This is a genomic window from Pseudooctadecabacter jejudonensis (assembly GCF_900172275.1).
In the GTDB taxonomy this organism is placed as follows: domain Bacteria; phylum Pseudomonadota; class Alphaproteobacteria; order Rhodobacterales; family Rhodobacteraceae; genus Octadecabacter; species Octadecabacter jejudonensis.
In genome coordinates this window covers 559,766-582,383 of sequence record NZ_FWFT01000001.1, presented here as the reverse complement: position 1 = coordinate 582,383, position 22,618 = coordinate 559,766, and the positions used below count along the sequence as shown (strand labels likewise).

23 protein-coding genes are annotated in these 22,618 nt (G+C 60.9%); 12 read left to right on the top strand and 11 right to left on the bottom strand.

Going from position 1 to position 22,618, the window contains the following annotated elements; all coding sequences use genetic code 11:
- The first annotated feature begins 22 nt into the window (after nucleotides 1-22).
- Genes PSJ8397_RS02775 through PSJ8397_RS02760 form a run of 4 tightly spaced genes read left to right on the top strand, consistent with a single transcriptional unit; the run spans nucleotide 23 to nucleotide 3,993 of the window.
- A complete protein-coding gene (locus tag PSJ8397_RS02775) occupies nucleotides 23-979 on the top strand; it encodes a hypothetical protein (protein ID WP_085863020.1) in 957 nt (318 codons plus the stop codon).
- Nucleotides 972-1,838: a HesA/MoeB/ThiF family protein gene (locus PSJ8397_RS02770; RefSeq protein WP_200811276.1), complete on the top strand. Its 867-nt coding sequence runs from the start codon at nucleotides 972-974 to the stop codon at nucleotides 1,836-1,838. Before PSJ8397_RS02775 ends, PSJ8397_RS02770 begins: the two co-directional genes overlap by 8 nt.
- On the top strand, nucleotides 1,778-3,028 hold the full coding sequence (locus PSJ8397_RS02765) for a hypothetical protein (RefSeq protein WP_235000547.1): 1,251 nt from the start codon (nucleotides 1,778-1,780) through the stop codon (nucleotides 3,026-3,028). The genes PSJ8397_RS02770 and PSJ8397_RS02765 overlap by 61 nt, the downstream gene beginning before the upstream one ends.
- Nucleotides 3,025-3,993 (top strand): hypothetical protein, encoded by a 969-nt coding sequence (locus PSJ8397_RS02760; protein WP_085863018.1) that lies wholly within the window; start codon nucleotides 3,025-3,027, stop codon nucleotides 3,991-3,993. The genes PSJ8397_RS02765 and PSJ8397_RS02760 overlap by 4 nt, the downstream gene beginning before the upstream one ends.
- On the opposite strand, the gene PSJ8397_RS02755 is transcribed toward PSJ8397_RS02760, so the two are convergent.
- Nucleotides 3,990-5,246, bottom strand: coding sequence for a cytochrome-c peroxidase (locus tag PSJ8397_RS02755; protein ID WP_235000546.1), 1,257 nt, complete (start codon nucleotides 5,244-5,246; stop codon nucleotides 3,990-3,992). The genes PSJ8397_RS02760 and PSJ8397_RS02755 overlap by 4 nt on opposite strands.
- Nucleotides 5,247-5,300: 54 nt before the next feature.
- On the opposite strand from PSJ8397_RS02755, the gene PSJ8397_RS02750 reads away from it, so the two are divergent.
- On the top strand, nucleotides 5,301-5,780 hold the full coding sequence (locus tag PSJ8397_RS02750; RefSeq protein WP_085863016.1) for a tetratricopeptide repeat protein: 480 nt from the start codon (nucleotides 5,301-5,303) through the stop codon (nucleotides 5,778-5,780).
- On the opposite strand, the gene PSJ8397_RS02745 is transcribed toward PSJ8397_RS02750, so the two are convergent.
- The 7 genes from PSJ8397_RS02745 to PSJ8397_RS02715 form a co-directional block, all read right to left on the bottom strand.
- Complete coding sequence (locus tag PSJ8397_RS02745) at nucleotides 5,777-7,081, bottom strand: cation:proton antiporter (RefSeq protein ID WP_159453080.1); 1,305 nt, start codon at nucleotides 7,079-7,081, stop codon at nucleotides 5,777-5,779. The genes PSJ8397_RS02750 and PSJ8397_RS02745 overlap by 4 nt on opposite strands.
- Before the next feature lie 127 nt (nucleotides 7,082-7,208).
- Nucleotides 7,209-8,243, bottom strand: coding sequence for a TRAP transporter substrate-binding protein (locus PSJ8397_RS02740; RefSeq protein WP_235000581.1), 1,035 nt, complete (start codon nucleotides 8,241-8,243; stop codon nucleotides 7,209-7,211).
- Between the two features lie 52 nt (nucleotides 8,244-8,295).
- On the bottom strand, nucleotides 8,296-9,843 hold the full coding sequence (locus PSJ8397_RS02735; protein ID WP_085863013.1) for a TRAP transporter large permease: 1,548 nt from the start codon (nucleotides 9,841-9,843) through the stop codon (nucleotides 8,296-8,298).
- The gene (locus tag PSJ8397_RS02730; RefSeq protein ID WP_085863012.1) at nucleotides 9,843-10,598 is read right to left on the bottom strand and encodes a TRAP transporter small permease; all 756 of its coding nucleotides are present in this window, start codon (nucleotides 10,596-10,598) and stop codon (nucleotides 9,843-9,845) included. Before PSJ8397_RS02730 ends, PSJ8397_RS02735 begins: the two co-directional genes overlap by 1 nt.
- A 44-nt stretch (nucleotides 10,599-10,642) precedes the next feature.
- Nucleotides 10,643-11,128: a flavin reductase family protein gene (locus PSJ8397_RS02725; RefSeq protein WP_085863011.1), complete on the bottom strand. Its 486-nt coding sequence runs from the start codon at nucleotides 11,126-11,128 to the stop codon at nucleotides 10,643-10,645.
- Nucleotide 11,129: 1 nt separating this feature from the next.
- Nucleotides 11,130-12,014, bottom strand: coding sequence for an aldo/keto reductase (locus PSJ8397_RS02720; protein WP_085863010.1), 885 nt, complete (start codon nucleotides 12,012-12,014; stop codon nucleotides 11,130-11,132).
- A 23-nt stretch (nucleotides 12,015-12,037) separates the two neighbouring features.
- The gene (locus PSJ8397_RS02715) at nucleotides 12,038-13,192 is read right to left on the bottom strand and encodes an LLM class flavin-dependent oxidoreductase (RefSeq protein WP_085863009.1); all 1,155 of its coding nucleotides are present in this window, start codon (nucleotides 13,190-13,192) and stop codon (nucleotides 12,038-12,040) included.
- Nucleotides 13,193-13,294: 102 nt separating this feature from the next.
- On the opposite strand from PSJ8397_RS02715, the gene PSJ8397_RS02710 reads away from it, so the two are divergent.
- From PSJ8397_RS02710 to PSJ8397_RS02690, 5 genes are all read left to right on the top strand, one after another.
- Nucleotides 13,295-14,005: a GntR family transcriptional regulator gene (locus PSJ8397_RS02710; protein ID WP_085863008.1), complete on the top strand. Its 711-nt coding sequence runs from the start codon at nucleotides 13,295-13,297 to the stop codon at nucleotides 14,003-14,005.
- 3 nt (nucleotides 14,006-14,008) lie between these two features.
- Nucleotides 14,009-15,115 carry a Gfo/Idh/MocA family protein gene (locus tag PSJ8397_RS02705; protein ID WP_085863007.1) on the top strand — a complete coding sequence of 369 codons (1,107 nt, stop codon included), beginning with the start codon at nucleotides 14,009-14,011 and terminating at the stop codon, nucleotides 15,113-15,115.
- Between the two features lie 656 nt (nucleotides 15,116-15,771).
- Nucleotides 15,772-16,044: a hypothetical protein gene (locus PSJ8397_RS02700; RefSeq protein ID WP_143515325.1), complete on the top strand. Its 273-nt coding sequence runs from the start codon at nucleotides 15,772-15,774 to the stop codon at nucleotides 16,042-16,044.
- 126 nt (nucleotides 16,045-16,170) lie between these two features.
- Nucleotides 16,171-17,175: a tRNA dihydrouridine(20/20a) synthase DusA gene (gene dusA / locus PSJ8397_RS02695; RefSeq protein WP_085863464.1), complete on the top strand. Its 1,005-nt coding sequence runs from the start codon at nucleotides 16,171-16,173 to the stop codon at nucleotides 17,173-17,175.
- Nucleotides 17,172-17,912, top strand: coding sequence for a hypothetical protein (locus PSJ8397_RS02690; RefSeq protein WP_085863005.1), 741 nt, complete (start codon nucleotides 17,172-17,174; stop codon nucleotides 17,910-17,912). Before dusA ends, PSJ8397_RS02690 begins: the two co-directional genes overlap by 4 nt.
- A 471-nt stretch (nucleotides 17,913-18,383) precedes the next feature.
- Here PSJ8397_RS02690 and PSJ8397_RS02685 read toward each other — a convergent pair whose 3' ends face one another.
- From PSJ8397_RS02685 to ccmI, 3 genes are read right to left on the bottom strand one after another with little or no spacing between them, the layout of a single operon-like run.
- Entirely contained in the window at nucleotides 18,384-18,638 is a 255-nt protein-coding gene (locus tag PSJ8397_RS02685; protein WP_085863004.1) for a DUF1289 domain-containing protein, read from the bottom strand.
- Nucleotides 18,639-19,112, bottom strand: a complete 474-nt coding sequence (gene ruvX, locus PSJ8397_RS02680; RefSeq protein WP_085863003.1) for a Holliday junction resolvase RuvX — start codon at nucleotides 19,110-19,112, stop codon at nucleotides 18,639-18,641.
- Nucleotides 19,109-20,320, bottom strand: a complete 1,212-nt coding sequence (ccmI, locus tag PSJ8397_RS02675) for a c-type cytochrome biogenesis protein CcmI (RefSeq protein ID WP_085863002.1) — start codon at nucleotides 20,318-20,320, stop codon at nucleotides 19,109-19,111. Before ccmI ends, ruvX begins: the two co-directional genes overlap by 4 nt.
- A gap of 174 nt (nucleotides 20,321-20,494) precedes the next feature.
- Between ccmI and PSJ8397_RS02670 the strand changes: the two genes are divergently transcribed.
- Nucleotides 20,495-21,739: a sarcosine oxidase subunit beta family protein gene (locus PSJ8397_RS02670; RefSeq protein ID WP_085863001.1), complete on the top strand. Its 1,245-nt coding sequence runs from the start codon at nucleotides 20,495-20,497 to the stop codon at nucleotides 21,737-21,739.
- A complete protein-coding gene (locus tag PSJ8397_RS02665) occupies nucleotides 21,739-22,251 on the top strand; it encodes a hypothetical protein (RefSeq protein WP_085863000.1) in 513 nt (170 codons plus the stop codon). Before PSJ8397_RS02670 ends, PSJ8397_RS02665 begins: the two co-directional genes overlap by 1 nt.
- Nucleotides 22,252-22,618: the final 367 nt, after the last annotated feature.

The following is a 22,618-nucleotide window of genomic DNA, read 5'->3' as shown; positions in this document are numbered from 1 at the left end:
AAGGTTAACAACTGAGGCACGAATGATCAGATCCATCCTTACTTCCCTGCGTAGCCCCCATATGGATGTGACGTTGCGCCACGGGCGGGGGCATGTGGTGCGCATTCTGGAACGGCCCGGTTTGTGGATGACGGATGCGCAGCTGGCGCGTCTGGGTGCTGATCTGCGGGCTGTTGCGGCCACGACACTGGATGCGGGCAGCCTGACCTACGGTGTGTTTGCCGATGATCGCAGCCGCATGTCCGAAACGATTGTCACACTGGTGACAACCCGCGATGGCACCCCTGTGGCCTTCAATGCACTGGCGGTGATGACCGTTGAGACGCAGCCCATGCCTGTGGATGTGCTGCATCTTGGGTTGGTCATGGTGGACCCGGACGCGCGCTCTGCCGGATTGTCTTGGGTCCTTTATGGTCTGACGTGTTTTTTGTTTTTCACCCGCAACCAGTTTCGCCCCATCTGGATGTCCAACGTCACGCAGGTGCCCGCCGTTGTCGGCATGGTGTCGCAGATGTTTTCCGATGTCTGGCCCCAGCCGGAACCTGACCGGCGCACGCTGACCCATGTGATGCTGGCGCGGCGCATCATGGATCAGCACCGCCATGTGTTTGGCGTGGGCGAGGACGCCGACTTTGATGAGGACCGTTTTGTCATCACCAACGCCTACACCGGCGGGTCCGATGACCTGAAAAAGACGTGGGAGGCCGCCCCCAAACACCGCGACGCCCTCTACAACGACTTTTGCCGTGAGGCGCTGGATTACGATCGCGGCGATGACGTGATCCAGCTGGGGCGCATGGATCTGCCCGCGATCCGCCGCTACCTGACACGAGAGGTGCCGCGCACTGCCATTTTCGGCGTGCTGATGGCGGCAGGGTTTGTGGCGCTACGGCGGTTGATCCTGCCGGTTCTCTATTGGTCAGACACCACGCGGCCCTTTTCCATTCTGCGCACCGCAAAGGACACGGGTGATGTTTGATTATGCCGAATTCACCACCCGCAACATCGGGTTTGTCACGCCCCAGGAGCAGGACACATTGCGCAAGGCGTGCGTGTTTGTCTGCGGCACCGGCGGCATGGGCGGGGCGGCGATCCTTGGGCTGGCGCGGGCGGGAGTGGGCAAGCTGATCATCGCGGATCTGGATGAGTTTGAGGTGAGCAACCTGAACCGGCAGGTCTTTTGTTTCGATCACACCGTCGGCCAACACAAGGCGGCGGCCACGGCTAGGATCCTGCGCACCATCAACCCTGAGATTGAGGTGGAGGTGCATCGCGGCGATTGGACCACCCATGTGGACGATCTGGTGGGCCGGTCTGTGGTCGTGGTGAATGGCACCGATGATCTGGGGGCGTCGCTGCTGCTCTACCGCCGCGCGCGGGCGTTGGGGAAGGCGGTGATTGACGCCTATGCCTCCCCCTTGCCATCGGTTTATGTGACAGGCCCAAAGGCGCAGCCCCATGAGGCACGGTTGGGATACCCGACGCAGGACACCGCGTGGGATGCGATCACGAATGATCAGCGGTCAGCTGCGTTTCTCAAGGAATCTGAATGGGTTGTGATCCATTCCTCATCCCGAAAATACATTGATCTTGAGATTGTAGGCGACGTCGTTGCGGGCAAACGGTCACGCATGTCCTTTGCGCCGATGGTCATCAGCACGGGCCAGTTGATGTGCTACGAGGCGATCAACGCAGCCCTTGGCCGCCCCCATGGCACTGACAATCGCGGCTATTTCTTCAACCCCTATGCGGCCCGCGTCGAACGCCCCAAACCGGCATGGCTGGCGGCCTTGATGGCGCCCCTGGTGCGCCGGTTCCTCAAGGGTTTGATGACGTGAACATGTCGCCCGGTGATATTGGCAATCTGTTTCTGTCTGTCGCGGCCCTCGCCGGTGTTATGATCCTGTCCTATGTGATCGCATCGCGTGGCGCGCAGGAGCCGCTGAACCGGCGGTTTTTGTTCGGGTTGCGCGTGATCATGGTGCTTTTTGCAGGACGGGCGCTGTTCGTCTTGACGGATGTGCAATTTTTCAGATTTTTCATAGTGTTAGCCGCCTCTCTTGTGCCGTTGTGCGTGCTGCTTTTGGCAGAAGGGTTGCTGCGCCGCCATGCGCCGGCTTGGGCGAAACTCTGGGTCGCAGCGGGCACTGTGGTGTTCGTGATCCTGTCCCTGTGGTGGCGCGATACGATTGATCCTGCGCGCCTTGCCGGTCTTTTGGTGTTTCAACTGAGCGGATTTGCCATTGCGGGCTGGCTTGTCCTGACCCGCGACCGCAGCAGCCTCAGCGTGGCGGAAAACCAAACGGTTGAACGGTTGGCGCTGTCGCTCGTGCTACTCATTCCGCTGGCCGCCGCCGATTTTTTGATGATATTTCTGGGGCTTCCGGCGCAAATCTCACCCTTGGGGGTGTTGTTTTTGTGCTGGTTGGCGGTGTCTTTGGGGCGCACGCAGGCGCAGCACAGCGCGCCTTTGGTGTCGTTTCTGGCGGTGGTGTTTGGCGCGGGCGCGTCGGGCCTTGTGGTGGCGACCCTGGCCCAGATGGACAAGGACGCAACCATTCTGACGCTGGCAGTGATCCTGGCCGCCGTGTTGGTCGCTGTGCTGTTCATCGAGGCGCAAACCCTGCGGGCGGAGGAAAGATCCCAGACCCTGTTGCGCCATCTGGCCGATGACCGGTCCGGCGATGCGCTGGGGTTTTTGCGCGGACTGCAGGCGCATCCTTTGGTTGAAGGGGCAGCCTTGATCGACGTGGCGCAGCTGCAAGATTTTGATGAGGCTGTGTTGCGTCATATTTTCAAGGTCCGTCCTGTGTTGCGCCGCGCCGATCCGCCCTTCAGCGACGGGGCGGAGGGGGATCACATCACCCATCTGTTTGATCTGTTCGATGCAAGCCACGTGTTGCTGGCAGACGATGCACCGCTGACCTTGGTGGCGCTGTCAATGCCTGCGCTGGCCTCGTCTCCGCGGCTGGAACTGGAACTGGCCGCTGTGCAGCGCATGGCCCGAATGATGTCGGCAAGCCCATGATCACAGACGATATTTTCCATATGTGTGTTGGCCGCGCGGGCCTTGCGCCCACCGTTCATAACACCCAGCCCGCCCGCTGGACGCGTGAGGGGGATGTGCTGTCTCTGTTTTGCGATACGAACGTCGGCCTGGCCATTGGCGACCCTTCGGGCTTCGATGCGGCGCTGTCTTGCGGCGCAGTGTTGGAGGGGATGGTGCTGGCGCTGTCGGTCTTTGGGATCGGAGCAGATGTGGCGTACACAAACGCCGAGACATCCCCCGGCGAGGGCCTTGTCGCAGTGGCCCATCTGACCTGCCGAGAGGCGCCGGTGGATGGGTTAAACACCCAGCTTGAACAACGGTTTACATGGCGTGGTTCATTCAAGCAGGAGACGGCGAACCTGTTCGGATGGACCCGCGCCGACACGCGTCTCATCTTGCCCCGGAAAGACCGTGCGTGGATTGCGGGACAAAACGATTGGGCCAGCCTGCAGATCATGCAAGATGCGGCCTTTCGGGATGAATTGGTGGGCTGGATGCGCCTGTCGGATCGGCACCCGCGCGCGGGCCGTGACGGGATGGACCGTGCGGTCATGCGGATGAGCAAATTTGACGCGCGGATGGCACCGCTGGTCTTGCGACATTTGTGGCCAATGTTGAACCGTTTTGGGCTGACGAAGGGGCTGACGGCTGAGGCCGAGATGACGTTAACAGCGCCCGTCATCGCATTGTTTCACCGTGATATTTCAGAAAATCCAGTGGTCAGTGGCCGCGCCTATCTGCGGCTGTGCCTGGAGGCTGCATCGCTGGGGTTTGCGGGCTGGCCCATGGCGGCTTTGTCAGACAACATGACAACAAACGCGCGGCTGTGTGAGGCGTTTGGGATCGGCTCCGATCGCCGGTTTATCCAAGCAATCCGGTTTGGTGTCCCCACGGGCGACGCCCCCCCACGGGCACGGCGTCCCTTGGCAGAGGTTGTGCGTTAATCGACCGGCAGCCCGCTGGGCACCGCATCAGGGCGACCCATGGGGCGGGTGTGGGCAGTGGCACCGGTGAGGGCGTGTAAAAATGCTTCGATATCAGTGATTTCCGCCTCGGTCAGCATCACGGGATTGATGTCGAGGACCGCCGATTGACGGGCCATTTCGAACCGGTCCTGCTGGATGGCGAAATCAACCCCGCCGAAACGTGGCGCATGGGGCAAGGCCGCCAGTTCTGGCGTCCAGGCGGCGCGCGCGGTGACCGGATCGGAATGATGTCGGATCATGTGGCGCAGGGTTGGGTAGGCGCCGTTATGGCCATACGGGGCGGTCAGTGCCACGTTGCGCAGTGACGGGGTGCGGAAGCGGTAAGCGTCTGATAACAGGTCGGTTTCACCCATCCGGCCCACGTCTCGCGGCATCTTGTCAAAGGTGCGTGTGCGGCCCGGACCAAAGGCGGGCAGGCCCAATGCGTGAAAGTCTTGGTCGGTAAACAAGGGGCCAGAGTGGCAAGAGGCGCAGCGGGCTTCGCCAAAAAACAACGCACGGCCCCGTTCGGCGTCGTCAGGCAGAGGCGTTCCAGTCAACCAAGCATCATAGGGGCTGTCATAGCTTTGCCATTCGGTGGTGATGAAAGCCCCCAGCGCATTGCCAATTTCGACGATGGAAATTTCCAAGGGTTCGTCAACGTTTTCAAAGGCTTCTACGAACATATTCGCGTAAGTTTCATTGGCGCGGACACGGGCGGCGAGGATGGGCCAGGCGGCATCAATGCGGTCATGGGTGGCGCCTGCGATGTCGTTCTCGCCGGGGTTTCCGGCCATCTCAAACTGGGCGGTCAGCGGGAACAGGGCCTGGGCCGCGACGATGTTATCAAGCCCCTCAGGCAGCCATTCTTCCGCGGGGGAATCGAAACCGTTTCCGAACTGATCCGAGACCTCCAACCGGCCATCGTGGAACATCACGTCAACGGAAATATGCCCCAGATTCCAAAGGGCTGGCGCATTTCGGGGCACGCGTTTGCGGATGTCTCCGATCTGGCGATCGGGGCCGAGACCAATGCCGCCTTCGCCAATGCCGAGCGACAGACCGTCGCCGCCTGCGTGGTCGTGATGGTGGCAGGTGCCACAGGAAATGTTACGGTTGCCGGACAAGATTTTGTCATAGAACAGCAGCTGGCCGATTCGCGCTTGCGCAGGGTCGGCATCCACGAAATCATCGAGGGTGATCGGGTCGGCCACCGCCGCGCTGACCCCCATGAAACAGAGGAAAATCGCAGTATGGTTTGCGTATGGCAAGCGTATGGCTGGCGTATGGCTCATGGCCTCACTTTGGCAGTTGGGCTGACGCTGACAAGTCCTGTTTTCGCCGCCGATCTGGAAGAGGCGCGCGATTTGATGGAGGCGGGCGAATTTGTCGCAGCCCGTGAGATGTTCGAGGTTCTGGCGCGGTCAGGCAATGCCGATGCCGAAGAGCTGATTGGCGTGATGTATGCGTTGGGTCTGGGCGTGGAGCAGGACGATGAACGGGCGTTTGAATGGTATCTGCGCTCGTCCCTAAAGGGGCACCCCGGCGCGCAATCGGGGTTGGGGTGGTATTATGAATTGGGCCGTGGCCTGCCGGAGCCGGATCTGGTGCGCGCCTATTTGTGGTACGCGCTGTCGGCCATTGGCGGGGACGTGGATGCGCCCGACAGTCTGGAGGAGTTGACGCCGCGCATGACGGCGGAGGAGAGAGCGCGCGCGCAGGTGCTTATCGACGATTATCGTCCTTGGATGTATCCGTTTCGTTAGCCCTGTGCGCTGTCCTGACCCTCGCTGGCTTTGTGGGGGTGCAGATCGCCAATGTCACTGTCTTTGCCCAAAAAGAAATTGGCTGCATAGCCGTGAATGATGATCGACAGCAGGATCGTCACGGCGGCGATGCGCCAGACGGCGTCGATGTCGGCAAAATCGGCGTGGTTCTGGGCGTAGGCGATGTAAAACACCGACCCCATGCCGCGAATGCCAAAAAACGCGACGGAGCGGCGGCTCATCTCACCACAGTTGAGGGTGATGAGGGACAACAAGCCGCCCAAGGGCCGGATGACGAAGATGAGGGCGAGGGCAAAGGCGACCTCGGCCCATGTGAGGCCGGACAGCGCGCCTGCGCCGATGAACACGCCCAGCCAGAGCAGCAAAACGGCAAGCAGGATCGCCTCAAGCTGTTCGGCGCCGTGGTGGACGAATTTTTCATATCCTTCGTGTTCGGTGCCGCGGGTGTTGGACCGGCCTGCACGGGTGGCGACAAACACCGCCAGAAAGCCGTATCCGTCGACCGCTTCGGTGATCCCGTAGCTGAGCAATGTGGCCGAGAGAATCACCAAAATGGCATTCCACGCGCCCTGTTGCCCGTCCCCGATGGGGCTGAACACCACCTTTGAAATGCCAAGGCCCACCACGTAGCCGACAATGATGCCCGCGCCGACGCGGTAGGCAAAATCGAAGGTCAACCAGTCCCAGATCCAAGCCTCACCGCTGAACATGGACCCCACCCCGAGGGAGGCCGCGTAAATTGCGAGGTACACAAACGGAAATGCGAGGCCGTCGTTCAGGCCCGCCTCAGCCGTCAGGGCGACCTCCATCGGGCGTTCGTCTTGACCGGGGGGGGAGACTTGGACGGACCGGGCGAGGACGGGATCGGTGGGCGCAAGCGCTGCGGCCAGCAATAGCGCGCCGGGAATCGACAGGCCCAGCAGGCCGTATCCAAAGGCCGCGACGCTGGCGATGGTCAGGGGCATGGCGACCAGCAGCAGCATCCACGTGGGTTTCCAGTTCGACCACGACCCGCGTGTGTCAATCGCAAGGCCCGCGCCCGCCAGCGAGATGATGACGATCAGTTCTGCCGCATGTTCGACCACCATGGATCGCCAACCGCCCTGCGTGGGGTCCACCCCCGCAAAGCCGGTGGCGGCCAGGCCGATGCCGAAGAGGACGTAAATCAGGGGCAGATTGAAGATGCGATACCGCGCCAGGGCAGGTTGCAGCGTCAGACCAAAGAGCGCGAGGCCCACAACTGTGTAGACGATGTCGCGCGCATCAATGGTTTCGAACATTTGCGATGTGTCCCCTTTAGCGGGATTAACACCGCGATACCGCCCGAGGTTCCATCGGCGTGCGCCACAAAGAGAAGGGCCGCCCTGCATGACAGGACGGCCCCGAGGGTTGATACGCCAGTGAGGCTTAGTTCAGGTCAGCGGCGTAAGCTGCCTCCATGTCGGCCTCGACCTCATCCACGGCTTCGATCAGCGCATCAAGGATCTGGTCGCCGCCGTCCACGTTGGCGCGGAACCAGTCTTGGACGGGCGCGGCGGCTTCGGCGAACATGGCTTTTTCTTCGGGGGTTGGGACGTAAAGTTCACCACCCCCAGCGACGAAGTCTTCGTAGGCCTGGATGGATTTACGCTTGGGGCTGGCGAAGGTTGCCTGCTGCAGGGCGTAGAACCCATCCACGATCACGCGGCGGTTGGCTTCGTCCATCCCGAGGAAGGTTTCGTTGTTCATCCACCACAGGGCACCCATGTAGGCGTGGCCGTCGAGTGTGACGTACTGCAGGCCCGCATCTGGGAATTTCATGCCCATGATGTCGGTGATGCCGTTCTTGGATCCATCCACGACGCCGGTCTGGAAGGATGTGAACAGCTCAGGCCATGGGATCGGCGTGGGGGAGGCGCCAAGGGCGCGGACCAGTTCCTGCGGGAGGTCGGCCACAACCGTACGGATTTTCAGGCCTTCCATGTCGGCAGGGGTCTGAACCGTACGCTGCGTGTTCGCAAAGTTGCGCCAGCCGCCGGTGTTGCCGATGGTCATCAAACGGATGGTGTCGTCGGAGGTTTCCAGCGCCATGTCGCGCATGGTGCGGACGAAATCGCCCTGCAGCACGGATTCGGCCACGCGGTCATCGGCCATCAGATACGGCAGGTCGAGAACCTGAACGTATGGGAAGATGCCAGCAGCACCACCCGAGGTGGAGATGTAGATGTCGATGGAGCCTTCAGAGACGCCCTCAAGGCATTCCGCACCGGTGGAGCACAGCTGCGTGCCGATGAACAATTCCACCTCGATCGCGCCGTTGGACGCCGCTTCGACGTAGTTTTTGAAGACGACCAGACCGTCATAGTCTTCGTCGTTCTCGTTGGAGTTTGCGGTGGCGCGCAGTGTCATGACGTGGCCGTCGGCAAAGACCGGCGTGCTTGTCATCGTGTAGGCGGCGATCATGCCGGCGGTTGCGAGATACTTCATCATTTTGGTTTCCTCCCTTTATATGAAGTCAGTTTGCGGGTGGCGCAGGGCTAATGCAAGCCATGTAGCCAGTGTCAGGCGGACATCCCAAGAAATCCGCGAGATAGGGGACCGTCATGGAGATCTGGGGGAAATAGGTGATCAGGAAGATCACGAGGATTTCCACAGCCAGAAACGGCAGGATGGCACGGGCGATGGTTTCAACCTTTTCGCGCGCCACGGTGGAGGCCACGAAGAGGACAAGGCCCATGGGGGGCGTTGCCAGCCCCACGGTCAGGTTCACGGACATGATGATGGCGAAATGCACGGGATGCACACCAAGGTCGGTGAAGATGGGGCCAAGGATGGGGCCGAGGATGATGATCGCGGGGCCTGCGTCCAGAAACATGCCGACGATGAACAGCAGGATGTTGATCAGGAACAGCAGGATCAGCGGGTTTTCCGACAGGCCAAGGATGATGTCGGCCATGGTGGTGGCGGCACCAGACGTGGCGACGATGGTTTTGAAGGCCACGGCGGCGCCCACCAGCAGCAGCACAGCCGCAGAGGCCAGCGCCGAGCGTTGCAGCACGTCAAAGAAATCCGCCCAGGTCAGGGATTTGAGCACAAAGACCGAGATCAGCAGGGCATAGGCCACGGCGATGGTGGACGCCTCTGTCGGGGTCATGACGCCGATGAGGATGCCGCCCAGAATGATGATGGGGGTTTGCAGCGGGGCCACAGCCTTTTTGCACACGATGCGGAAATCCGAGGAGACCTGACCGCGCATCCAGATCAGGAAAAAATGGGCCAGCACAAGCAAGATGGCCAGTGTGCCCCAGAGCATCGTGCCCTCAGGCCGCGCAACACCCGCGACGGAGGAGCCGAGCCGGAACACGGCCCAGAACACACCCATGAGGTTGATGCGCAGCAGGATGAAGCTGAGGACGGATTCGACGGTGCTGATGGATTGGTTTTTGGTGACGATGCGTTCGGCTTTCGGCAGGTCGTAGCGGTCGGCCATGAGGCGGACCATGACCATCAAACCCACGCCCACCAGCACACCCGGCACGATGCCCGCCAGAAACAGGGCCGCCACGCTTTCGCCCATGACATAGGCGTAGATGATCATGATGCCCGAGGGCGGGATGATCGGGCCGATGACGGAGGAGGCGGCGGTGATGGCGGCGGCGAATTTGCGGGTGTAGCCGTTTTTCTCCATCGCGGGGATCAGGGTGGACCCGAGGGCGGATGTGTCGGCCACGGCGGAGCCTGAGAGGCCCGCGAACAGGATCGAGCTGAGGATGTTGACCTGTGCGAGGCCCCCGCGCAGATGCCCCATGAAGGCCTGCGAAAATTCGACCAGACGCGTGGTGATCCCGCCGCGGTTCATGATTTCACCGGCGAGCATGAAGAACGGCAGCGCCATCAGCGGGAAGCTGTCGATGCCGGTGTAGACGTTGCGGTAGAGGATCGCGAGGTCACGTTCGTTGCCGGTGACCCAGGTCATGAAGCCGGGCGCAAACAGCAGCGCGAAGACGACCGGTGTGCCGATCATCAGGATCGCGAGGAAGAGGGGCAGGAACCAAATCAACATCAGGACGCACCCCCCACATCTTCATCACCCAAGGCAGGCAGACCCGCATTGCGGCCTGTCAATTTCAACACCTGCCGCAGGATCAATTCCACGCACACAAGAACAAGCAGGTTCACTCCGACCCAGAGGGCCAGATACTGGTAATAATTGCTGAATTTGTTACCGCATTTGCCGATCTCAAACCCCAGCGGCCAACGCAAGGTCGACGAACACCCGCGCCCCGACAGGCTGTCGACATGGTTGTTCAACCCTTTGTCCCACATAACCAATAGCACGGCGAAAGACATGGCGAACAAGAGGAGGGAGAGGATCGCGGCGAGCCGTTCGCTCAGCGCGCGTTCGAGCATATCAATCGCGACAAACCCGCCGTGACGGTAGGCGATGGGGGCCATCAGGCCCACGAGCCATAGCATGCCAAAGCGCGCGCCTTCCTCTGTCCAGTTGGGGGCGTCGTTGAAGACATAGCGCATGACGACCTGCAGCAGGATGAAACAGACCATGAGGATCAGCGCGGTGACGGAGACCCATTTGCCGATGGGGTGCAGCACGTCGTTGATGTCGGAGTGGGCCTTGGCGCCGGATTTCGGCAAGACCAGACAGGTGAGCCAAAGAAGACCGGCGAGGGCCGCGATGAACGTCATGTCGTTCATGCCGATCAGGTCGGCCAAAGCCTCCCGCCGGTCTTCGAATGCACCGATCAACAAAAGCGCCACATAGGCGATGCTGACGGTGATGGTTGCAAGTCGTCCTCCCAACGGCCTTGCCCTCCCTTATCTATCAGGCACTTACGCCCTGTTCTTCATCCTTTGAGCGATACGAAACGCCCCCCTTGAAACATCAATGGCAGACCGTCGCGCACGGATGCGCCGGTGACGCGACCGACGATAATGGTGTGATCGCCGGCGTCGTGTTCCGCCGCGAGGCTGCATTCAAACCGCGCCAGACAGCCGCGGATGTGGGGCACGTCATGTGCGCCTGTCACCCAATCAAGACCGTCGAAGGCATGTTTGTTCTTCGTGAACCCGTTGCAGATTTCCTGCTGGTGGGCATCCAGAATGTGGATCGCAAAATGAGGCGCGCCTGAGAAGTAATTGAAACGCTTGGATGATTTCGCAGGCGACCAGAGCACAAGCGGCGGGTCCAGCGAAACGGAGGCAAAGCTGTTGGCGGTGATGCCAACGGGGCCGTCGTCTGTGGGGACCGTCACGATGGTAACGCCCGTGGCGTAGGCGCCGAGTGCGTCGCGGAAGCGGCGCGGGTCGTCTATGGGGTCAAACGCGTTCACGTTATGGCACCTCATGGCCGAGGGCGGCCTCGTAGAGTTTGAACCATGTGGGGCGGTCGAGTTTCACTTTAAGAGAATCCGAGAAACCCTTGATCCGGTTGAGGTTATTCGTGCCCATGACGGGCATGATATTCGCGGGATGCGCCAGCAGGAACGCCACGGCGACGGCGGCGCGGTCAACGCCGAAGTTTGCCGCGACCTCATCCAACGCTGCGGAGGCCGCGCTGTTTTCAGTCATCAGCGCGCCACCCCCAAGGGGGGACCACGCCATGGGCGGGATGCCACGTTCCTGCAGATAGGCCAGATCGCCGTTGGTGAAGGGGGCGACGTGGCCCAGCGACATTTCGATCTGATTGGTGACCAGATGGTTCTTCATGGCCGATTGCAGCAACGTCCAATCGTGCAGTTTGAAGTTGGACACGCCGACGGTGCGCACCTTGCCGGAGGCCACGACTTCATCCAGGGCCGCACCGGTTTCATGGTGGTCCATCAGCGGGTCGGGGCGGTGGATCAGCAGCACGTCGATCTTGTCGAGGCCCATGAGGCGCAAAGAATGATCTACGGATTTAACGATATGGTCACGACTTGTGTCGTAATACTTGCCCGAGGCGTCCGAATAGCGGCCGGCGGGTACCATGATGTCGCATTTGGTGACGACTTCGATTTGGTCTTTGATGGATTGGGTGAGGGCGGCGCCCATCACCTCTTCGGCCATGTAACCGCCGTAAATGTCGGCCTGGTCCATGGTGGTGATGCCTTGTTCCAGGCAGGCCTCGATCTTGGCTTGGACGTGGGCGGGGGAGGTGTCGTCGGCCTCGGCCAGACGCCACATGCCATAGACGATACGGCTGAGGGAAAGATCGGATGTAAGGTGAACGCGGTCCATATTGGGGCCTTTATGAGCGGAAGTTAGACGCGAGGGCCGTTGCCCAGCGGTGTATTCGGGGTGCTGTCTGGTACTCGACCATAGGCGTGGGGCAATGAACAGGTCTTTAGCTCTGGCATGACCAGTTTGCCGAAGTGCTGTGCCTCGTCGATGTGCGGATAGCCGGAGAAGATGAAGGCGCGGATGCCCATTTTGCGGTAGGTTTCAATCTTGCTGAGGACCTGATCGGCAGAGCCCACAAGTGCCGCACCGCAGCCGGAGCGCGCACGGCCAACCCCTGTCCACAGGTTGGGTTCGACGTAGCCGAATTTGTCGGCCAATTCGCGTGCTTTGGCCTGATGGGCGACGCCCAAAGAGATGGAATCGTGGGCGCGGTCACGGATCAGTTTGCCATACTCATCGTCGAGCTTGGAGACGATGTAATCGGCGTATTCGCGGGCCTCGGCCTCCGTGTCGCGGACGATCATGTGCACGCGCAGGCCGTAATCCAGCGTGCGGTCGTATTTTTCGGCCACGGCGTTCACGTCGCGCATGCGCCCTGCGAGGTTTTCTTCAGGCTCGGGCCACATGAGGTAGACGTCGCAGTGTTGGCCGCACAGCTCAAGTGCTGCGGGGGAGTAGCCGCCGAAGTACAGCAGCGGGCCGCCGGTTTGGTAGGGGCGGGCGGGGTCCGTGGGCACGCCGGAGAACTGGTAGACGTCCCCGTCGTAATTGATTTCGTCGCGGCTCCACGCTTGTTTGAGGATCTCAACGACCTCGCGGGAGCGTTGGTAGCGGAAGGCGCTGTCTGCGACTTCGCCCGGAAAATCGGAGGAAATGACGTTCAGCGTCAGACGCCCCTTCATCATGTGATCGAGTGTGGCGACCGTGCGGGCCAGCATGATGGGCTGCATTTCACCGCAGCGGATCGCGGCCAGCATGTTGATGCGTTCGGTCAGGGGCGCCATGCCCGCCACAAAGGACAACGTGTCTTGCCCGACCTGATAGGATGAAGGGGCCAAGACGTTGCGAAAGCCCTGTTTTTCAGCCTCAAGCACGATGTCGCGGCAATGTTCCCACGACGAGCGCAGCGCGCCGTCCGGCACGCCAAGGAACTGGTAGTCATCCGAGCACAGGGCCGAAAACCAGCTGACCTCAGACGCATCAAGGTCGTGTGATGTGACTGGAACGATGGTCATGATTCTCCCCTCCCTGATCGGTGTATTGCCTCTTGCGTAGCATCCAAAAACTGGTGCATCAATCCTGTATCAATTTTTTCGCACTTTGGGGAGGAGGGCGGGATGACCAACAGCGCACGCGCCTCGGCACTGCCCAAATATGTGCAGATTGCCGAAGGGCTGATCCGGGATATTGCGGCGGGGCGGTTGGCGGACGGGGCGCGGTTGCCGCCCGAGCGGGAGATGGCAGAGGCCCTTGGAATTTCCGTCGGCACATTGCGCCATGCCCTTGAAATTCTGGTGGACAAGGATCTGTTGGAGCGCGTTCAGGGGTCGGGCAATTACATCCGTGCGCGGGCCGATGTGTCGTCGGTTTATTCGTTTTTGCGCATTGAGCGGGTGCAGGGCGGCGGGTTGCCCACAGCCGAAGTGCTGTCGATTGATCACATGGCCGCGCCGCATGATGCGCGGTTTTCCAGCCCCAACGGGTTCCGGTTTCGGCGCTTGCGGTTCATGGATGATGTACCCGCCGCGATGGAAGAAATCTGGCTGGACGGGGCGGTGACGGATGCGGTGGATGAGGGGGCGGTGTCGGATTCGCTTTACCTCTATTATTCCGAGAGCCTTGGCCTGACGATCACCTCGGCCGAGGACCGCGTGAATGTTGCAGCGGTGCCCCTGTGGGTCGATGGGCGATTTGGGCTGCGCGCGGGCGAACTGGCGGGATATATCGAGAGGACGGGCCGGTCACAGGCAGGCGATATTGTAGAATTTTCAAGAACTTGGTTCGATCCGAGCCAAATCAACTATGTCTCAAGACTAGGAAAGAGCTAACCCATGGATATGGTGAATTACGGCCTTATTGGCTGTGGTATGATGGGGCGAGAGCACATCCAGAATATCAATCTGCTGCCTCAGGGCCGCGTCAGCGTGGTCTACGATCCGGTGCGCGATCTGGCCGAAAGTGCCGCCGTGCTGGCCGGTGAGGGCGGGGTGTCGGCCCCGGCGATGGTGGCCGACACGTTGGAGGATCTGTTGGCGTTCAAGGATCTGGACGCGGTGGTGATTGTCAGCCCCAACAACATCCACGTCCAGCAGCTGCGCCAGATCGTGCAGACGCGGCCCCTGCCGATCTTGTGCGAAAAACCATTGTATACCGCGCCTGCGGACAAGGCGGAGTTGGACACGCTGTTCAAGGGCTACGCCCATCCGGTCTGGGTGGCGATGGAATACCGCTACATGCCCCCCGTCGCCGCCCTGATTGAGCAGGCCGAACAGGCCACGGGCGGCATTTCCATGCTGACGATCCGCGAACACCGCTTTCCGTTTCTGCCCAAGATTGGCGACTGGAACCGCTTTAACGAGAACACGGGCGGCACTTTGGTGGAAAAATGCTGTCACTTCTTTGATTTGATGCGGGTCATCCTGAAGGCGGAGCCCCAACGCATTATGGCCAGCGCAGGGCAGAATTTTAACCACGTGGAGGAACGCTACGACGGGCGGGTGCCGGATATTTGGGACAATGGCTATGTCATCGTCGAATTTGACGGCAATAGGCGGGCCATGTTGGAGCTGTGCATGTTCGCGGAAGGCAGCCAGTATCAAGAAGAGATCAGCGCGGTGGGCCCCAAGGGCAAGATCGAATGTCTGGTGCCGGGGCCGGGCCGGTTCTGGCCCGCCAAGCTGGGCCCCGCGCCGGTCCCCAAACTGATCCTGAGCCCACGCGCGCCCAAAGGCCCCATTGAGATGGACATCCCAGTCGATCCGACGTTGCTGGATGCGGGCGATCACAATGGATCCACCTTTTATCAACACCAACGGTTCAACGCCGTGGTGCGCGGCCAAGGTGGGGTGGAGGTCACGCTGTCGGACGGGGCCAAAGCGGTGCAGATGGGACTGGCTGCACAGCAAAGCGCGGCAACAGGTCAAGTGGTTACTCTTTGAGAATGCGCGGGGCCCCAACAAATGCAACAGTCGAGATCTGAGACGAACGCCCGGCTTCTTTGGGTCAAAAATACCTTCCCCGAAGGCCTGATAAAAATCTTGAGCTTTCGTGAGTGCCCACCTGTCGGGGTTTGATTGAGGGTTGGCTTTCATGTCCTTGTGACTGTATCGATCAGGTTCATATGGGGGTGATGTCCCGTCCAGAGCGTCTGCAGAACACCAGGCTGCTGGATGGATGGCCCCCGAAGATTTAGACTACGACAGAAATCCATATTGAGACCCGAATGCTGATATCTCATGCACACAAGTTTATTTTCATCAAAACGGAGAAAACTGCGGGTACGTCGACTGAACTGGCATTGCAGAAATTTTGCGTTCCGGCCGGTTCGCCGATTACATAAAATACGCCCGCTCGCGTCTCTGAATTTGGGGTGGTTGGAGCGCGCGGACCCGGCGCACACGAAGCGGAATGGTACAATCACCAGCCTGCTCGGCAGATCAAAGAGAAGGTCTCTAAAGAGACTTGGGACGACTATTTGAAAGTCTGCAATATTCGAAATCCGTGGGAGATCTTTGTCTCTTACTTTCACTTCAGAAACCCTGCCGCAAAGACCCTCGGGCCTGAGACGTTTATTCCGATGTTTCGGGAATGGGCGATGCAAGACAACGGAAAATGGGGCCAACCGAACTATTTTGTGGACGGCCGGTCCGTCGCGGATGTCCACATTCGGTATGAACATCTGGCGCAGGATTTTCAGGCCCTTTGTGACCGGATCGGGGCTGTCATGCCCGAGCTTCCCTTCACCAAGAACGAACACCGCGGGAAGAAAGTGGACTACCGCGCGTATTTTGATGCGCCGACGCAAGCGCATGTGGCGGATTTGCGGGCCCAAGAAATCGACTATTTCGGCTGGACCTTTGACGGTTAAACCTGCGCCCAAAGGCCGACGTTCGTAGACGGGACAGATCGGGTGTTCGTGTTCCGCCCGCGGTTTGGGTCAAACAGGGCGGGAGAGGGTGATGACACGGCCCAAGTTGCGCAGTATATGCCCGCCATGTCCCTCGTTTTGCACAAAGCCGCCCGCCTGTCTGTTGCCCCAATGATGGATTGGACGGATCGTCATTGCCGGTATCTGCACCGTCTGCTGTCCAAACACACGTTGTTGTATACTGAGATGGTGACAGCGCCCGCCTTGGTGCGGGGGCAGGCGCGGCATTTGTTGCGGTTTGATCCCGCCGAACAGCCCGTGGCGTTGCAGCTGGGCGGGTCTGATCCGATTGAGTTGGCCGAGGCTGCAGCGATGGGGGCCGAGGAAGGCTATCCTGAGATTAATCTGAATTGCGGCTGCCCGTCAGACCGTGTGCAATCTGGGTCGTTTGGGGCTGTGCTGATGGAAGATGCGGCCTTGGTCGCCTTGTGTTGCCGCGCAATGATCGCCGCGCAACCCGCTGAAGTCACGGTGAAATGTCGCATCGGAGTGGATGATCAGGATCCTTCCGAAGTGTTGCCGGAGTTCCTCAGCCAAATTGTGGCCGCAGGCGTCAATCGCGTCACGATTCACGCGCGCAAGGCGTGGTTGCAGGGGCTGAGCCCCAAGGAAAACCGCGATATCCCGCCATTGGATTATGATCTGGTCTTTGAGATGAAACAGCTGTTCCCGAACCTGCATATCTCGATCAATGGGGGTGTTGCGTCGTTGGATCAGGCCCGTGAATTGCTCGACGCTGGCATGGACGGTGTGATGATCGGGCGGGCCGCTTATCACAACCCCACGGATATTTTGCAGCGCGCGGACGACGTGATCTACGGCGGGGGGGCTGGCCCCGATCCGGTCGACGTGGTTCTGGCCATGCGCCCCTATATCGAGGCGCATTTGGCCGATGACAGCCGTGGCGGGGGAAAGCTTGCCCATGTGACCAAACATATGTTGGGGCTTTTTGCGGGCCGTCCGGGCGCGCGCCAGTGGCGCAGGCTGTTGTCGGAACAGGCGCATAAGCCGGGTGCGGGGTGGTCGGTGGTGGAGGACGCCCTGGCGGCGATGGAGCAGGCCGCCGCATGATCGGACCTGCCGGGTTTCGGGTTTATCCGCATGAGGATGGCGTACTCCACTGGGCTGAAACGGCGCACCGGATTGGGCGAGATGTGGCGCAAGATGCCGATTTGCGGGCCAAGTGGCTGCGCCATGATGGCACTTGGTTTGTCGGCGTTGACGCCTTGCCGACGGGCGAGGATGGGTCAATCGATGGTGTGCCATTGGCAGGCCCTTGGTTGGACGATGTGCCGGTTCCGGCAGTCTGGCACCCCGCGCAGCTTTCGGTCACCTATGCGGGCTATCCGCGTCAGGGGCCGGGCGACAGTGACGCCGCGCACCGGTGGCGTCTCAATCGGGCGTCGGCCCATGTGGACGGGCTGCACCTGGAGGGGGGGCGGCGGTTCGCCCGTGAACCCCATGCGTTCATCGTGGGGTTTGCACTGAACGAGACGCGCGCGTGCCCGCTTATGGTCTGGCCTGGCAGTCATGTGATCATCGGGGCCGCGCTGCGTGCGGTGATCGGTGATCGTGATCCGCGTCAGGTGGACGTGACGGAGACGTACCAGGCGGCACGTCAGCAGGTGCTGGACCAAATCACGCCTGTGCCAGTCGTTGCCGCAGTTGGACAAACGATCGTTGTGCACCGCCACAGTGTCCATGGCATCGCCCCCCACGATCCGGCGGTCCCTGTGCCCACAGAGGGTCGGATGATGGCCTATTTCCGGCCGGAGTGCGCGGATCCACACCATTGGCTTTTGCCGTAAGGGGGGATGAGTTTTTTGGGTCAGATGAAGATCCGGCTCCGTCTTTACCTGATGTCAACCTTAACGCGTCATCGTGGCGGTGCATGGATAGCGGGAGCGCGACTCCATGTGTCAGGTGAAGCCCCGGGCCGCATGTGCTGCGCCCCGCTTGTTTTGAAGATGCACCAAAACAGGACGGGGAACTCTCTGCGGCACCGGGGTAAGCTTGGTCATGTATGAGGGGCGACAGTTTGGCGGGCAGGACGCCCCACCTGACCTCGCATGACGCGTTAAGGTTAATCGCCCCTGCGTTCGTTCGATCTTGGATGCAGGCCCATTAAGGTTAATGCGCCTGGGCAGTTGTCGCCCACACGCACGGCGAATGTTGTAAGATCTTAGCGGCACAGATCGCACGTCTGCAGTGCGCGGGCCTTCTGGCTTCATCTGACCAGAAAAACTCAATCCACCGCCGAAGACAGGGCAGGATCGGTTTTAGTTGGTCCCGCCATTCAGCCGCGCGGCCCGCCCGCCACGTCGTTTCTTGAGCAAGGGCGCACGGTTTGGCAGATCGTCCATCACGCTGCGGCGTGCGTCCGGTGTCATTTGCGACCAACCGCCGATTTCATCAATGGACCGCAGACACCCCGTGCACAGACGCGTTTCGGGGTGGATCACGCAAATCTTGATACAGGGGCTTTCGATTTCGGCCCGTTTCCAGATCGCGTCGGAGTGTTCAGGAGTGGTCATTCAGCTGGCCTTCAGGTTGCGCAAACGGTCAAGCAGTCCTTGGAGGATAACGCCAGCGGCCACGTGGTCGATGACCTCTGCGCGACGTTTTCGGGACGTATCCGCCTCAAGCAGGGCGCGTTCGGCGGCCACGGTGGACAGACGTTCGTCCCAATAGGTAATGGGCAGGTCGGTCAGGCGGGTCAGATTGCGCGCAAAGGCGCGGGTGGCCTGCGCACGCGGGCCTTCCGTGCCGTCCATGTTGCGGGGCAGGCCAAGGACCAGCCCTGCGATTTCACGTTTCGACGTGATCTCAAGCAGGGCGGCGGCATCGAGCCCGAATTTCTTGCGTCTGATCGTCTCAAGGGGCGTGGCAATCAGATGGCCCGCATCGCTGACGGCCACGCCGATGGTTTTGGTGCCCAGATCAAGACCGGCGAGCGGTGCATTGCGGGGCAGGGTGGCGGCGAAGTCTGCCACGTCATCAAAGATCATTCGGTCAATCCTGCCTCTGCGGCTGCGCGGCGGATCAGGGTCACCGCCTGCACGTCGCCGCCGAAGATCAATTCGGCTTCGGCCAGCACGCGGGCGGCGGCCTCGGTCTGTTCGATGATCATCAGTGATGTGATCAGACGGGCCCAATCCTGCGGTGGCCCGCCTTCGGTGGCGAGCCTGTCGGCCAGCCCGCCCACCATGCCTTCGATCATGGCGCGCCGGTCTTCGGGGGACATGTCTTGCGCCGCGTCCAGATCCTGCGCCGACGGCCCGCGGGTTTCGGGCAGGGCGTAATCCACGCCAAGCTGGGCTGCGACTTCGCCAATCTGTCCGGTGGCAAATTCATAGTGCAGGGTGCCCACGGGCCCGTTTTCAATCACGCGGCGCCACAGATCGAAGGCGCGGTCGGGGCGGTCGTTTTGGGCATACATCAGCCCTGCGTAGTAGAGGGCTGTCTGGCTGTCGGGGGCGTCTTGCAAGACCCGCAGGGCCACGGCCTCGGCCTCGGGCGAGACATAACCTTGTGTGCCTGCGATCATGATATCGAGGAGGCGTTCGTAATCTTCGGTTTCGACTGTGGACCCTTTGAGGGCAATGATGCGTTCCTGGGCCCGGGTGGCGCGGTGGTATTGGCCGATGGCGGCCTCGGTTTGGGCCAGCACGGTCCAGGCGGTCAGATCCTCGGGTCGTTCAAAGGTTGCGGCGCGGCGGGTTCGGATCAGGTCCTGCGTCGCCTCATCGAACTGATCCAGCACGTCGGGGATCTGGGTTGCGGCCTCGGCCTCAAGCTGGCCGGGGCGGTTCGCGCGCCTCTCTTCGCCCACTGCAAGGCGCAACTCACGCGGGACATCGCCGTAGCCCGGCGCGCCCAGTGTCGCGTAAAGCCAACCGGCGGCGGCCAGCAGGGCCACGCCCATGACCACGGCCGCCCCGCGGTTCACCGCTTTGGGGGCGTCGATGGCCGCAGTCCGACTGGCCGCATCGGCGGCCAGCAGACGGCGGGAGATTTCGGTGCGCGTGCGCTCGGCCTCCGTAGGGTCGAGGGTGCCGCGGTCCAGGTCACGGTCCACTTCGGCCAGCTGATCGCGGTAGATGTCAATGTCAGTGTCGGTGTTGTCCACGCGCCCACGGGTGCGCCACAGCGGGGCAGCAATCGCCAGTGCGGAAAGGCCCGCCAGAAGGGCGGCGATAAGAATGAAACCTGTCATGCCCCAGATGTAGGGTTAAATGCGGGGCGGCAAAAGGCGCAATCGCGCGGAATTTTGCGCGCGGGCGGCGGCTTGTCGGAAAAGTGCATCCAAGTGCCGCCCTGAGGGGTCACATTTGGCGCCCGATCAGGGCAAAACGGCCTGTAAGAGACTTCACCTGTCTGGGGACCTGACATGCGCCGTTTTTCTGCCTTTGCCATCGCACGCGAAGCCGTCCGCCATCATATGGGGTGGGAGCGTCACTGGCGGTCCCCTGCGCCAAAAAAGAAATACGATGTGATCATTGTGGGGGCTGGCGGGCACGGGTTGGCCACGGCCTGGCATTTGGGCAAGCACTACGGGATCACCAATGTGGCGGTGATCGAAAAGGGCTGGCTGGGCGGCGGCAATACGGGCCGCAACACCACCATTATTCGCAGCAACTACCTGCAGGATCCGTCGGCGGCGATTTATGAAAAGTCGCGCAGCCTGTATGAGACGATGAGCCAGGATCTGAACTACAACGTCATGTTCAGCCCCCGTGGCGTGATCATGCTGGCGCAGACCCATCATGAGGTGCGCGGCTATCAGCGCACGGCCCATGCCAATGCCTTGCAAGGGGTGAAGACGGAGTGGATTGGCCCGCAGCGCGTCAAGGAGCTGTGCCCGATCATGAACATCGAAGGGCCGCGCTATCCGGTGTTGGGCGGGTTGTGGCAGGCCCGCGGCGGCACGGCGCGCCATGATGCGGTGGCCTGGGGCTATGCGCGGGCGTGTTCGGACATGGGGATGGACATCATTCAGCAGTGCGAAGTCACAGGCGTGCGCACGGAAGCTGGCCGCGTTGTAGGCGTTGACACCACCAAGGGGCCCATCGACTGCGACAAGCTGGGCATGGTCGTGGCGGGGCATGCGTCCCATCTGGCGGATATGGCGGGCTTCCGGTTGCCGATCGAGAGCGTGGCGTTGCAGGCGCTGGTGTCGGAGCCGATCAAGCCGTGCATGGATATCGTGGTGATGGCCAACACGGTGCATGGCTATCTGTCGCAATCCGACAAGGGCGAGATGGTGATCGGCGGCGGCACCGACGGGTTCAACAACTACACCCAGCGCGGGTCGTTCCATCATATTGAGGAGACGGTGCGGGCGCTGAATGAGACGTTCCCGATCCTGTCGCGGCTGAAGATGCTGCGTCAGTGGGGCGGGATCGTGGATGTGACGGGCGACCGGTCTCCGATCCTGTCAAAGACGCCGGTCGAAGGCGTGTTCGTGAATTGCGGCTGGGGCACCGGCGGGTTCAAGGCGATCCCGGGGTCGGGCTTCGCCATGGCAGAGCTGATGGCGAAGGGCCAGTCGCCCCTGACGGATGAGTTTTCGATGTTCCGGTTCAGGGAAGGGAAGTTCATTGATGAGAGTGTGGCGGCGGGGGTCGCGCATTGATGAAAATGGATCGCGTCATTCAGAGGATGAAAGAAGCAACGCTTCGCTGGGCTGGCCACCAATATTATTTATTGATGACCGCAATATTGGCGGTTGGATTGATTGTCAGCATGCTTTGGCCAGAGAGCAATATGTTCGCGCGCAGCGGTGCTGTTTTGGTCGCGGTGACGGCTTTCCTATATTTCCATGATCAACGGCAGCACACCAGTTGGTGGCGGAGCCTGCAATATCGATACGAGCAAGATAGGGAGGTCGCCAAACGGCCTGTCAAAGACGCTGAAGAAATCGCCACATGGATGAAAAATCGAGGTGCGGAATATGACGAGATTGAGGCTGCAATTAGAGACGCACGAGTAGCCGTGACCCCGATACTTAGAGAGCGAGGCCAAAAACATAGAGACAATATAAAAAAGGCGGAGTCTGCGCTCGAGGCTCAAGGAATACTTATCCTAGTTGGTACGCTGGTATGGGGGTTTGGGGATTTAGTTATTTTGGGTGTCCTCAAGTGTTGACGCGCCTCGGCTCCGTACACCCCGGCGCGAACGCGCCCGGCCCGACCTCCCCCACGGGAGGGCCGATTGCGCAGCTTGTGCCGCGCGTGCCATCACTGGTGGATCAAGATCACAGGGCACCTTATGCTTCATGGGCCCACCCGAGGTCGGGCCGCGCGCCTTCGCGCCTTTGCGCAACCGATTGCCGATGCGCGACAACCCAAACGGCCACCTGTCGCCCAAACCGTCCGGCGATTTCCGCTTATATGGGCTTTCAGCGCCCAAGCTTCATTCTAGTCCCACCTAAGGCGTTCTGGGAATTGAATGTCGCCAAAATACCCTGCCGCGCTTCGCGCTCTCGGGACATTTTGTCGGCGTCTTCCATCCT